The organism is Parabacteroides sp. PF5-6, assembly GCF_029504695.1.
In the GTDB taxonomy this organism is placed as follows: Bacteria; Bacteroidota; Bacteroidia; order Bacteroidales; family Tannerellaceae; genus QVMG01.
The window spans coordinates 176,345-189,203 of the sequence record NZ_JAQFIN010000001.1 but is presented as its reverse complement, the minus strand read 5'-3'; the positions used below and the strand labels follow the sequence as shown (position 1 = coordinate 189,203).

The window sequence follows — 12,859 nt, the reverse complement described above, 5'->3', positions numbered from 1 at the left end:
TTTATTTATTTAAGATTAAAGTGTTCAATCATTTCTAAACACATACGGCCGTTGTGGTAAGGGCATTTCCAGAATCCGGCTTTGTCGTCTCGGGTATTGACCGTGCCGTCATCGCGCCGGCTCCAGATCCATTCGCCGTTGACGGGATCAGTGATCTGTTCGCGTATGTACGTCCAGACTTTCTCCGCGGCGACTTTGAAAGAGTGGTCACCGGTATTCTCCCAGGCATACATCAAACCGACAACAGCTTCCGCCTGAACCCACCAGTGTCGCTCTTTGTCTTTATGGTCGCCTTCGCGTTCATAAATCATGCTGCCGTCGGGCTCCAGCCCTTCCACCGCCGCCCGGGCAATGCAAACGGAAAGCGGTTTGATCTCTTCCAACAATGGCTCGTCGCCTAAGACCTCGGCTGCTTCGTATAAAAGCCACGAGGCTTCGATATCATGGCCATAAGACAGGGCGGTAGATTTGACCCTCCAGTGTTCATCAAAAAAGAGATGCAAGTGATGGGTCTCTTTATCCAGGATATGCTCCTTGAAGGTCCGGATCAGTCGTTTCTGCGCCTTGAGGAGACTTTCATCTTTCCATATACGGCATAGATTGGTGTAGGGTTCGAGGATATGCAGATGGGTGTTCATCGTTTTCTTTTCGTTGGCATCCTTCTCACTCAACCGCATATCTTCAATCGGTTGCCACTCCCGCGTATAGGCTTCGAAATAACCACCCGCTTCCGGATCGTAACATTTTTCTATCAGATGAAAAAAGAGTATCGCCTGTTCCAAAGCCTGCGAATTGCCCGTTGCCCGATAGAACTCAGAGAAGCCGTACAACATAAAGCCTTGCACATAGACCTGCTTTTTCGTATGCACCGGATTACCTTTGTAGTCTAGTTCCCAATAGGCGCCTCCATAAGCGGTGTCAATGAAGTGATTGAGGATATAGTCAAAAGCCCGTTCCGCCATCGCTTTGTATTCCGGCCGTTGCAGAATGCGATAGGCAGCCGAGAACGTCCAGAGGATCCGGGCATTAAGGATGGCTCCTTTGTTGGCGTACGGATCGAGGGTGTTCTGCCCATCCATCCGGCCGTAGAAGCCATCGTATGTGTTGTCCTGCATCTTATTTATCCAAAAAGGCAGGATATTGTCGGTCAGTTCTTTGGTGAAGCCGTTCATTGGTTTGTTCTTTTGAGGTTCAGATCCGCGGTGATCTCTTTGAGTTTCTGCTCGGTCAGCGGATAGAAATAGATAAATACCACAGACAATAAAGTGCCCGCCGCCGGCAGTATGCTAAGCATCATACGAATGCCTTCCTGTGCCGTTGCCGTTTGTTCCACATTGGCCTGGAATCCGAAATAGGCCAATAGCCAACCGGTAAGTGCTCCTCCGATCGACCAGCCGAACTTCTGCGACATGGAAGAAGAAGAGAAGATCAATCCGGTGGCCCGTCGTCCGGTTTTCCATTCCGAGAAGTCGGCGATGTCAGCATACATCGACCATAAGAGCGGGAATATACTTCCGGCACACGCACTGATCAATACCTGCAAAAGCAGCATCAGGCCGATATTCTCTTTATCGATAAAGAAAAAGCCGATACTCAGGAGCGTAGCCAGGACCATAGCGAAAAGGTACGCGTTTTTCTTTCCGATGCGGTTCGAGACCGGGCTAACCAATAAGATACCCAGGATATTGGCCGCCTGTCCAAGTACAAGGTAGAGTGTTGTCAGCGAAAGGGCGGAACCGAAAATACCGAGATTGAATGCCTCCGGCGCTACGGCATAGTATTTGAAATAATAGACAGCAGCACCGTCGCGGATAGAGTTGAAGATCAGGGCGGCAATCCCGGCACCCAACAGGATCCACCAGGGCTTATTGCCCAATAAGTCTTTGACATCGTCCTTGAGCGGATTCCGGCTTTCTTTGATGGGGCGTACACGTTCCTTTGTCCAGGAGAAAGTGCACCAGAAGAAAGCCACGGCGATACCTGCGAAGACAAAAGCGGCCAACGACCATCCCCGCGTGAGGTTTTGTCCGTCGTTACCGAAGATTTTCACCAAAGGCTCGATCAATACCAGGGCGAGTATGCTTCCGAGAAAAGCAAAAATCATCCGGTAGGAAGACAGGGCCGTACGTTCTTTCGGATCAGACGACATCACCCCCAACAGCGAAGCATAGGGCACGTTGATCAGGGAATACACCATCATCATCAGGGAATAGGTGATATAGGCATAAATAATCTTTCCCGTCACATTCCAGTCCGGCGTAGTGAATGTCAGTACGCCCAGAATGCCGAAGGGCAGGGCGATCCAAAGCAGATAGGGGCGGAACTTCCCCCAACGGCTTTCCGTGCGGTCACCCAATATGCCTACGACAGGATCGAACAGCGAATCCCATACGCGTGTGATCAGGAACATCGTACCGACAATGCCGGCTTCTATCCCGAATATATCGGTATAAAAGAAGAGCAGGTACATGCCGAATAGTTTCCAGAACATCGAGGAGGCGGCATCGCCCAGCCCGTATCCTATTTTTTCTTTTAATGTAACTTTATGGGTGTTCATGGTATAATGATATAAGACAGAAAGTTATTACTTTAATGCCTGATTTTTCCGAATGATTTCCGTGAGCGTCTGCACCGAAGCTGCCGAACGGAATCCATCCGGAGCAGTATGGAGGCAGTAGTCCAGTAAGCGATCTACACTCGATACGGCCACATGCATACGTGTGTCGCAAGAGGCATAATAGAGATAAACCGTACCGTCATCATCCGCTATCCAGCCATTGGTGAACAGGACATTGGACACATCGCCAACGCGTTCATCCTCCTGAGGCGCCAGGATATGTCCTGCCGGTTCGGCAATGATTCGGGTCGGGTCTTCCAGATCGGTGAGATAGACATACAAGACGTAGCGAAGTCCCGCCGCACAAGCACGCACGCCATGGGCAAGGTGCAGCCAGCCTTTCGGGGTTTTGATCGGATGAGGTCCTTCTCCGTTTTTCAGTTCTTTGATGGTGTGGTAATAACGCAGATTGATAATCTTTTCTTCCGTAATCTCTGCCTTTGTCATATCATCGACCAGTCCCCAACCGATCCCTCCGCCGCTACCGGCATCGATAAATCCATCCTGTGGGCGGGTATAGAGCGCGTATTTACCCTGGACAAATTCGGGATGTAAGGCGACGTTGCGCTGCTGGCTCTTCGATTTCAGATCAGGCAGGCGCTCCCAGTTCTTCAGGTCTTTGGTACGGGCAATGCCTGCGGCTGCCACAGCCGACGACAGATCACCTGCCGGTGCCTGCGGGTCTTTCCTTTCGGTGCAGAAGATACCGTAAATCCAGCCGTCTTCATGGGCGGTCAGGCGCATATCGTATACGTTAGTATCGGGATTGTCGATCTCGGGCATCACAATCGGATAGTCCCAAAAGCGGAAATTATCGATCCCATTCGGACTTTCGGCAATGGCAAAGAATGATTTCCGATCGTTCCCTTCCACGCGCACAGCCAGGATATATTTATCTTTCCATTTGATCGCTCCGGCGTTGAACGTAGCATTGATCCCGAAACGCTCCATAAAATAAGGGTTGGTTTCCGGATTCATATCATACCGCCAGAACACAGGGGCATGTGCTGCTGTCAATATCGGATTTTTATAACGTTCAACTATTCCGTTTCCGGGCAATACCGGGGTATTTTTCAATGAAACCAATGTTTCATATTCAGCGGTAACCGCATGAAGGCGTGAGGCAAATAATGTATTCATCGCAATGCAATCTGTTATTAATTAAACTACACTGCAAAGCTATCGACCAAGGGGGTGAATGGTGATGTATTTTTGTATTTGAAAGATGTAAAAATGTATTCCCGGCTTCTTTACTCCTTCTCCGAACGAAGATTTTGCACATATACAGTGGGGTAAACACCCCAATAGTCATTGAAGCGGCGACTGAAATAAGAAGGGGAATTAAAGCCGGTCTGGTAAGCGACCTCAGCAATGGTTTGGGTTCCGGTTTCCAACAGGTAAGCTGCCTGTTTCATCCGAAGGATCTTGATTAGTTCAATCGGGCTATTGCCGGTCAGGACTTTTATCTTGCGGTGTAAATGGGCGCGGCTTATAAACATCTCTTTGGCCATATTCTCGACAGACAGATCCGTATCGGAAAGGTTCGCACGGATATAATCCATACATTTCTGCAACAAGACTTCATCGGGATTGACCGCTTCGATCTCTTGCGGTTCGGCATTCAACAATTTATTGAATTTGGCTTGCATCTTTTTCCGCATTTCCAAAAGCTTGCGGATGCGGATGCGTAGATAATGGATATGGAAAGGTTTGATAATATAGCTGTCGGCTCCGGTCTCCAATCCTTCGAATTGCTGTTCGATATCCTGATTGGCCGTAAGCAGGATCACGGGAATATGGCAGGTGTCCATATTCTCTTTCACAATACGGCAGAAATCGATGCCGTTCATTTCAGGCATCATGATGTCCGACACAATGAGATCGGGTTCGATCGTTTGCAGTTTAGATAATGCTTCGCGGCCATTATTGGTTTCTATTACCTGATAAAAAGGGGATAATTCCTGATGGATATACGCGCGCATATCGTATTCATCTTCCACCAAGAGTACTGTCGGTTTATTCTTTCCGTCCGTTATTTTTTCCCAAGGAAACTCTTCCGGCAGGTTTTCATCCCGATCGAGATGGGGCTCAATCGGTTTCCGGTTTGTATTTTCTGGCAACCAAGGAGTTTCATTGACAACTGCCGCATCGAAATGCTTGTTTCCTTCCGGGATATGGATCGTAAATATACTGCCCACACCCTCTTCTCCTTCTGCCGTCACCTTTCCTTTATGCAGTTCGACGATTGTTTTGACAAAATGCAGGCCGATACCGGTTCCCGAACTCGCCGAGAACTCTCCCAGATAGAAACGATCGAACAGATAGGGTATTTCTTTTTTATGGATGCCACAGCCGTTATCTTCAACACGCAACAGGATCGTTCCTGTGTCCGAGCGGTCTGCCCCAATATGGATACGTCCGCCTTCGGGAGTAAATTTCAGTGCATTCGAGAACAGGTTGTACAAACATTTCTCCAGCAAATCGGGATCGTACCAGATCACCATGCCCGGCGTAATATATTGTGTCGACAATGTGATCTTCTTCCGCTCCAACGTATCGGAGAAGAATTCGATGAAATGCGTAATAAACAATTCCAGGTCGATGGGCTGCACATGCAGATCGATATGGTTGTTTTCCGCTTTGCGCAAGTCGAGGATCTGATTGATCAATTGCAACAGACGATTGGCATTGCGAAGGATCATCTTTATCGCATACGCCTTTTTGGAGTCACTCTCCTGCTCGTACATATCCTTCAACGGGGAGATGATAAGAGTCAGTGGCGTCCGGAATTCATGGCTTATATTGGTGAAGAACTGCATCTTACTCTGATTGAGTTCTTCCTGCTTTTTCGCCTTCATTTTCTCCATCTGCAAAGCATTCCGGTCTTTCATCCTTCCGTATATCACTCTGAACACCAACACAAAAAGGCCTATCGTCAACACGACATACGCCAGTTTAGCCCACCAGGTCAGCCAGAGTGGCGGCAGCACTCTAAGGGTCAACGATGTGATATTGTCCGGAAGATATCCCGGAATATTGCTGGCATAGATCTGAAAGGTATAGGTGCCGGGCGAAAGGTTCGCATAGGTTACGCTTTGCAGCGTAGAAGGAAAGGATACCCATTGCTTATCCGCTCCTTCCAACTGGCACATATAAGAGATGGAAGCCGGGTAGAGCGCGGTGGGAGACGTGAAACGGATCGTAAACGTATTCTCCGAATATTTGAGCACAAGTTCATCGGTGTATTCGAGTGATTGACCCAACAAGATCCGGCCGTTGTGAGGCTTCCCCACGGTGATGGGTTCGTTGAATATATCCAATCCGGTAATATAAACCTTGGGGGCATACTCATTCAAATCCATTTTATCCGGGAAAAAGGAGTAACAACCGTTGGCTCCCCCGAAGAAAATCTCATTTTGCGGGCTTTTATAATACGACGACCGGAGAAAAGCGATACCGCCCAGGTCGTTATTGTTGATTATCTTCTTCACCTGCCTGTGTTTCGGGAGGTAACAGACTATGCCTTCATTGGTGCTGAGCCATAATTCGTTTGGGTACGATACAATGCCATTGACCGAAAGATTCCTTTTTGATATCGCAGACAAGTCATGAATCTCAAACCGGTTATTTGCAGCGTCGAATGTGTACAACCCGGAGGATGTACCGACCCAGATATGCCCGGCAGTATCTTCGACGATGCTGAAGATAAACAGATTCTTCACCAGAGGGTCCGAGTTGTAACTTTCGAATGTTTGACTTTCGATATGCAAACGGCAAATACCGGAATAACTGCCGATCCACAAGGTATGATCTCCTTGCAGGTAAGTCATCGTGACATAGTCGGAAATAAAACCGGGGTATTGCGTGGCCGAATAGTTTGTGAATGTTTCCGTCCGAGGATTGAAATAACTGATCCCATTTCCTTCCGTACCGATCCAGAGGTTTTGTTGCTTGTCTTCGGTAATGCTCCGGACGTAATCGCCCGGCAGGCTATGGGCGTCTTTCGTGTGTCGGTAGGATTTGAATGTACCGGTAGATTCATCCAACGTACATAATCCCCCGATATAGGTCCCCGCCCAGATCTTTCCCCGGCTATCACAGAAGACACTGACCACCGCGTCATCAGGCAATGACGAAGGGTTGTTTACATCATGCTTGTAATGGGTATATTGGCCGGTCGTTCTATGGTAATAGTTTAATCCTCCGCCATCGGTAGAGAAATAGATATTCCCCTGTTTGTCTTCGACTATTCCCGTCACCTGTCCGTAACTCAAAGAGTTCGCATGATCGAAATCGCGCTTGTAACGGGTAAAGCCATCGGGTTCTTTCTGCAAATAACAAAGCCCGTCATTGAACATGCCCAGCCACAGGTTCCCATTCTTATCCTCTACGATATAATGTATTTTACTGTTCACCATATCGTGTCGTTGCCTGGGGATCGCCGGATGCGGATAGAGCGCTTTTTTATTTACATCGAGAATCAATAGTCCCTCCCCTTCCGTTCCGATTAATACCGCATCATCACTGATCTGCTCGATGGCAAAAGCGGTTATGTCGGGCGCCATCCGTTCAATCTTTCCGGAGGCATGATCCAGGGTATACAGTCCGTTCCCCAATGTAGAAATAAGCATCCTGCCATCGCGAAGCGGCATAATCCGCAATACGGAATTGGTGGGTAAATCACTATTATTCTGATTGTAATGGGCAAAGGCATTCGTCGATACATTCCATACCGACAGGCCGTTATCGAATGAAGTAAACCAGATATTTCCGGCCTTATCTTCTGCGATATGACGCACATATTTACTGCATAATTCACCTCCGTCCGCGATCGATAGATACAAAACACTTTCTCCGGTTTGTGGTGAATACTTTAATACGCCCCGGTTGTCGATGCTGAACCAGATATTTTTCCGGGAGTCTTCCATAATCCAGTTATACGAATCCTGCGATGTCGAATCTTCCGTTTCTTCGAATCTCTGTTTCACAAAACATTCCGACTGGTCATCATAATATTGCAATCCACTGAGTGTACCGATCCACAGACGGTTCCCGGAATCATAACAGAGCGTAGTAATATAATTGTTTGTCAACGATGTGGAGTCGTTGTCTTTCTGGTGGTAGACCGTAAAAGAATAACCATCGAACCGATTCAGTCCATCTTCAGTCGCCACCCAGATATAACCTTTCTTATCCTGAACGATACTGTTGATCTTCAGGTTGGATAATCCTTGCAATGAATTGAATATTTTAGCTTGCTGATACTGAATATCAGCAGACAACTGGACTATCCGGCACAAAAAACAAAGGATTAAAAGATAGCGTATTCTCATGCGTTTTGAATTCGTCATTCAAAGTTACAAATAAAATAATTAGTAATGCACACGATCAGCTACTCGTTTAAATCGCTCCATTCTCTCCTCGTAACTCCGCTTATACATTCGCTTCATCCGTTCATCCAAAAACGAATGGTCAATCAATGTGTAAACCAATGAGGGCTTCGCCAGAAACTCATGAATAATATGGGAGATTTGCCGCTCCGGAACCTCCAACAACTCCCCGAATGTCCGGAAGTCCTCCTGGCAAGGATGCCCTTTTTCTTTATACAGGGTGGATTTGTATTCGGCCGGAAACAAACCACCCTCCAATGCAAAGTCCGTATCATCCATATGCAGCGAACTATTGACCAGGTCGTAAGCCGGACTCAGGATATAATCCCCATTCGGTGTTTGCTGCAAAGAGAAATTGATCAGGTGCGCATCTCCATTGGCAAAAATATAATTGAACAGGACCAACTTAAAAAACTTGGAGATCTCTACTTTCCATGCAGCCACATAAGTGGTGAACAACTGTTTTATGTCCAGGTAATCGCCCCCGTATTTAAAGTTGTCCCCATTGATTTTCGCACTCCGTCCCAACAAAGAGGCAAAGTTCTCCTGCGCTATTTTACTGCCGTTGGCTTCGACGTCAAAACGTTTGGTGATATAGGCCGGTTCGCCATCCTGAAAGAAGATCATTGCATTCTCCGCCGTATGGATACGATAGACCTGACGGGCGATCTGCATGGTCAGATGTTCATTGGCCGGCATGAAGTGCCTGTATCGTATCCGCTTATAATCCGGGATCGGCTTAATGATATAGCGTCCCTGCGTTCCTTCCGGCGCCAGTGCAATTTGTCCGTCACGAATAACAGCCGTCAATTTCTCCTGAACACCGGAAATGGAAATCTTGGCCATATTCCCAACCATCTCTGCGCGCGCCTTGTCATCATTTGAAAAATTCAACAAATGATTTACCTTCTTATTATCAAAGACCCTACGCAAAGCGGTTTGGCTATAGGTGTGATAACCGGCAGCTAATGTCCCCGGACAATGAGAAATATTCAATGTCATAACTGAATTTCTTTAACCGTTATACTTCCAATGCTGTCGTATTCGGCAGTCTTTACCAACAAACCGAATTCATCCTTTTCATCCAACTGATAGACTTGCAGTTGCACCTGCCTGTTTACCCCTTCCGACAATAGATTGGAAAAGAAAGGGAATAAATCCGTCGAATGATAAGGCTCCATTGTTTTGGGAAGCGTCAGACTGATGGCTGATTTGTCGCTATCACTATAGTAAACAGGATCATAGCGAAAAGTGTACGTGCGGTTGTCTTCTTCAATCAACTGCCCGGCCAATACCTTATTATTATAAACGTTCGCAACTCTCATACATTTTTCGGTTTCTTAACGCGTATATCTATTTCCATTCCCAACACATCCAACAGGCGACTTAACGTCTCGACAGAGGGGTTTCCCTTTCCGGCTTCAAGCTGCCGGATCGTCCGAAGTCCTATTCCGGAGAAGTCCGCCAAATCCTGTTGCGTGATGTCCAAGAGTAGGCGGCGTTGCTTTAGGGTTTCAAATATGTCCATATAGGCAATATATTGCATTTATCGGCAAATATAAGAAAGAAATTGGAATAAAATTGCCTATTTAGGCAATATATTGCATCTTTCCGATAGAAGTGTACACATTATGCCGGGCAATCCGGGTTTTATCGAGGTAGAAAAATCTCTTTTTGGCAGGATTATTTGTTTGTTGATAACCGTCAACACATTTGTTGATAATTGTCAACAGATCTGTTGATAACTATCAACAAGTTTGTTGATAATTATCAACAAGTGAATAGTCTCGCCAATAAGGTTGTTTTTCAGGCTGCTTTGTTTTACTTTTGCGCAGAGAAATTCTTTTATGGACCAGAGATTAAAACCTATCATGTTTGTCGGCACTTGTTCCGACGCGGGCAAGAGTGTGATCAACGCGGCTTTCTGCCGGATATTTCAACAGGACGGTTACTGGCCGGCTCCGTTCAAAGCACAAAATATGTCACTCAACTCCTACTCGACTCCGGAAGGGGGCGAGATGGGGCGGGCGCAGGTCGTGCAGGCCGAGGCCTGCGGCATTACGCCGCATACGGATATGAACCCGGTCTTGCTCAAACCGACGCACGATAAGAGTTCGCAAGTGATCCTCAACGGCAGGCCGATCGGCAATATGTCGGCGCAGGAATATTTCCGCGATGAGATCGGGAAAGAAGAGTTGTTCGGGGAAGTGACTGCGGCTTTTCAACGGCTCGACGCACGTTTCAATCCGATCGTGCTGGAAGGTGCCGGCAGCATATCCGAACTGAACCTGCGCGACCGCGACATCACCAATATGCGCATGGCCATCGCCACCGGGGCTTCTACCTACCTGATTGCCGATATCGACCGGGGCGGCGTTTTCGGTTCGGTCTACGGCACGATCGCCCTGCTTCGTCCGGAGGAGAAAGCGCGCGTCAAAGGCATTATCATCAATAAATTCCGGGGCGATATCGCAATCTTTGCAGAGGGACGCGCGATGATTCAAGAACTGACCGGCATCCCCGTAGTGGGTATCATCCCCTATTTCCGGGACATCAAGATCGAAGAAGAAGATTCGGTTGCCTTGGAGATGAAAACCAATACCTATAAAGAAGGTAAGATCAATGTGGCCATCGTCTTATTGAAACGCATGTCGAACTTCACCGATTTCGATGTGTTGGAGACCGATCCGCGCTTCAATGCCTATTATACCCACGATACCGACGAAGTGGAGAAAGCGGACATCGTGATCCTGCCCGGCTCCAAGAATACCCTGGCCGATCTGCAGGGTATCCGGGCTAACGGCATGGCCGAAGCGATCGTGAAAGCCTACAAAAACGGAAAGAAAGTGATCGGTATATGCGGCGGATACCAAATGTTGGGCATGCGCCTGGAAGACCCGTTGGGCCTGGAAGGCAATATCCCGGCTGTTCCCGGACTGGGACTCTTACCCCTTATCACAACCATTGAAAACGAAAAGATAACCACGCAGAGTCACTTCACCTTCCTGCCGTCCACCCGCGAGAACCACTGCGAAGGCTATGAGATCCACATGGGACGCAGCCGCCTGATCGACGGCGCTACAGCCCATCCGCTTGTCCGTCTGACAGATGGCCGGGAAGAAGGGTTTTACCTGGATGCACACTGCTGGGGAAGCTATATGCATGGGATCCTGGACAATCCCGCCGTGCTCGATCACCTGGCAGAAGGATTCGAGCAGAAAGAAAATAATACTTCTTTTGACTATAAGGCATTCAAAAACGAACAATACGATAAATTAGCCACCTTAGTGAGGCGGAATGTGGATATGGATTATATCTATAATTCATTACTTTAACATTTTGTTCCATTTACTTTAGGGTATTTTTCGTAATATTGCACCGCTGTTTGCGCAAACACTAAATACAATATACCATGAACAGAAGAAACTTTTTAGGAAAATCAGCCCTTTCGGTGGCCGGTTTGGGCTTAGCCCCGCTGATTGGAGGCTCTTATAGTTCCATTTTGGGGAATACAGCTCCGAGTAATAAAGTCAAAGTCGCATTGATCGGCTGCCGCAGCATGGGTTGGTCCAACCTGAACACCTTTCTGCAGTATCCGGAAGTCGAATGTGTAGCTTTATGCGACATTGACGACGAATGGCTCAACAAACGGGCGGCCGATGTTGAAAAGAAATCAGGCAAGAAAGTGCCGCATCTCTATAAAGACTGGCGTAAGGTGATCGACAACAAAGATATCGACGCTGTGATTATCGGTACGCCCGACCACTGGCACTGCTTGCCGATGATCTGGGCGGCTCAGGCCGGGAAAGATGTATATGTAGAGAAACCGCTGTCGAACACCATCGAAGAATGTAACCTGATGGTCACCGCCGCCCGCAAATACGACCGCGTCGTGCAGGTAGGCCAATGGCAACGCAGCGATCCGCACTGGGACGAAGCCGCCAATTACCTGAAAGCCGGAGGTATCGGCCGTATCCGTACGGTGAAAGTCTGGGCCTATCAGGACGGCAAGCCGACGCTTCCCAAGAAGCCCGACAGCCTGCCTCCCGCCGGTGTAGACTATGATATGTGGCTGGGCCCGGCTCCCAAACGTCCGTTCAACGAATACCGCTTCCACTATAACTTCCGTTTCTTCTGGGATTATGCCGGCGGTTTGATGTCGGACTGGGGTGTGCATCTGCTCGACTATGCCTTGGAAGGCATGAATGTCGGACTGCCCAGCCGTGTATTCTCCGGAGGAGGCAAATTCGCTTACCCCGACGACGCCATGGAAACGCCCGATACGCTGATGGCCACCTATGCGTATCCCGACTTCAATATCATCTGGGATCATGCCTGCGGCATCAACCACGGTCCGTTCGATAAAAAGGAAGGGCTGGCGTTCTACGGAGAGAACGGCACGCTGGTACTGACCCGCGCCGGCTGGGAAGTGATGCCCGTGATCGCCGGAAAGGAAGCCCGCATGGAAGCCGTGCCGTTCAAGAAAGGCGAAGGCAAAGGATTATACAACCATGTCGGTAATTTCCTGAATTGCATCAAGAGCCGCGAGCTGCCGGCTGCCGACATAGCCATCGGCGCGCGCGTAGCCAATATGTCGCACCTGGCCAATATCTCCAGTCGCCTGCAACGCGAGTTGCATTGGGACGACCGCAGCCAGCAATTCATCAACGACGCCGAAGCCAACGCCCTGGCCAAAGCCTATTACCGGGCACCATGGGAACTACCTAAGCTTTAAAAAAGCACAGCATCTCTTTACAGAAAGGTCGGCATCTCTTTGTCAAAAGCACAGCATGTGTTTGCCAAAAGCTACCGACCTTTCCCAAAAGAGCCTTTTTTAGATACTACAACCTGT

General features: G+C 48.3%; 9 protein-coding genes. 2 read left to right on the top strand and 7 right to left on the bottom strand.

The window, feature by feature from the left end:
* Positions 1–5: 5 nt before the first annotated feature.
* From M2133_RS00705 to M2133_RS00675, 7 genes are all read right to left on the bottom strand, one after another.
* Complete coding sequence (locus M2133_RS00705; RefSeq protein ID WP_277464035.1) at positions 6–1,172, bottom strand: AGE family epimerase/isomerase; 1,167 nt, start codon at positions 1,170–1,172, stop codon at positions 6–8.
* On the bottom strand, positions 1,169–2,557 hold the full coding sequence (locus tag M2133_RS00700; RefSeq protein ID WP_277464034.1) for an MFS transporter: 1,389 nt from the start codon (positions 2,555–2,557) through the stop codon (positions 1,169–1,171). The genes M2133_RS00705 and M2133_RS00700 overlap by 4 nt, the downstream gene beginning before the upstream one ends.
* A 27-nt stretch (positions 2,558–2,584) precedes the next feature.
* A complete protein-coding gene (locus M2133_RS00695; protein WP_277464033.1) occupies positions 2,585–3,757 on the bottom strand; it encodes a glycosidase in 1,173 nt (390 codons plus the stop codon).
* 110 nt (positions 3,758–3,867) lie between these two features.
* On the bottom strand, positions 3,868–7,950 hold the full coding sequence (locus M2133_RS00690; protein ID WP_277464032.1) for a two-component regulator propeller domain-containing protein: 4,083 nt from the start codon (positions 7,948–7,950) through the stop codon (positions 3,868–3,870).
* Between the two features lie 39 nt (positions 7,951–7,989).
* Positions 7,990–9,009 carry a HipA domain-containing protein gene (locus tag M2133_RS00685; protein WP_277464031.1) on the bottom strand — a complete coding sequence of 340 codons (1,020 nt, stop codon included), beginning with the start codon at positions 9,007–9,009 and terminating at the stop codon, positions 7,990–7,992.
* A complete protein-coding gene (locus M2133_RS00680) occupies positions 9,006–9,332 on the bottom strand; it encodes a HipA N-terminal domain-containing protein (RefSeq protein ID WP_277464030.1) in 327 nt (108 codons plus the stop codon). The genes M2133_RS00685 and M2133_RS00680 overlap by 4 nt, the downstream gene beginning before the upstream one ends.
* Positions 9,329–9,535, bottom strand: a complete 207-nt coding sequence (locus tag M2133_RS00675; RefSeq protein WP_277464029.1) for a helix-turn-helix transcriptional regulator — start codon at positions 9,533–9,535, stop codon at positions 9,329–9,331. Before M2133_RS00675 ends, M2133_RS00680 begins: the two co-directional genes overlap by 4 nt.
* Positions 9,536–9,854: 319 nt before the next feature.
* Here M2133_RS00675 and M2133_RS00670 point away from each other — a divergent pair, with 319 nt between their 5' ends.
* Together M2133_RS00670 and M2133_RS00665 are read left to right on the top strand one after the other, a co-directional pair.
* Positions 9,855–11,342: a cobyric acid synthase gene (locus M2133_RS00670; RefSeq protein WP_277464028.1), complete on the top strand. Its 1,488-nt coding sequence runs from the start codon at positions 9,855–9,857 to the stop codon at positions 11,340–11,342.
* A 77-nt stretch (positions 11,343–11,419) separates the two neighbouring features.
* Positions 11,420–12,742 carry a Gfo/Idh/MocA family oxidoreductase gene (locus M2133_RS00665; RefSeq protein ID WP_277464027.1) on the top strand — a complete coding sequence of 441 codons (1,323 nt, stop codon included), beginning with the start codon at positions 11,420–11,422 and terminating at the stop codon, positions 12,740–12,742.
* Positions 12,743–12,859 lie beyond the last annotated feature (117 nt).

Excerpts from the sequence above, each read along its gene's own strand:
- M2133_RS00705 (WP_277464035.1), bottom strand. The coding sequence starts at position 1,172 with ATGAACGGCTTCACCAAAGAACTGACCGACAATATCCTGCCTTTTTGG.
- M2133_RS00700 (WP_277464034.1), bottom strand. The coding sequence starts at position 2,557 with ATGAACACCCATAAAGTTACATTAAAAGAAAAAATAGGATACGGGCTG.
- M2133_RS00695 (WP_277464033.1), bottom strand. The coding sequence starts at position 3,757 with ATGAATACATTATTTGCCTCACGCCTTCATGCGGTTACCGCTGAATAT.
- M2133_RS00690 (WP_277464032.1), bottom strand. The coding sequence starts at position 7,950 with ATGAGAATACGCTATCTTTTAATCCTTTGTTTTTTGTGCCGGATAGTC.
- M2133_RS00685 (WP_277464031.1), bottom strand. The coding sequence starts at position 9,009 with ATGACATTGAATATTTCTCATTGTCCGGGGACATTAGCTGCCGGTTAT.
- M2133_RS00680 (WP_277464030.1), bottom strand. The coding sequence starts at position 9,332 with ATGAGAGTTGCGAACGTTTATAATAATAAGGTATTGGCCGGGCAGTTG.
- M2133_RS00675 (WP_277464029.1), bottom strand. The coding sequence starts at position 9,535 with ATGGACATATTTGAAACCCTAAAGCAACGCCGCCTACTCTTGGACATC.
- M2133_RS00670 (WP_277464028.1), top strand. The coding sequence starts at position 9,855 with ATGGACCAGAGATTAAAACCTATCATGTTTGTCGGCACTTGTTCCGAC.
- M2133_RS00665 (WP_277464027.1), top strand. The coding sequence starts at position 11,420 with ATGAACAGAAGAAACTTTTTAGGAAAATCAGCCCTTTCGGTGGCCGGT.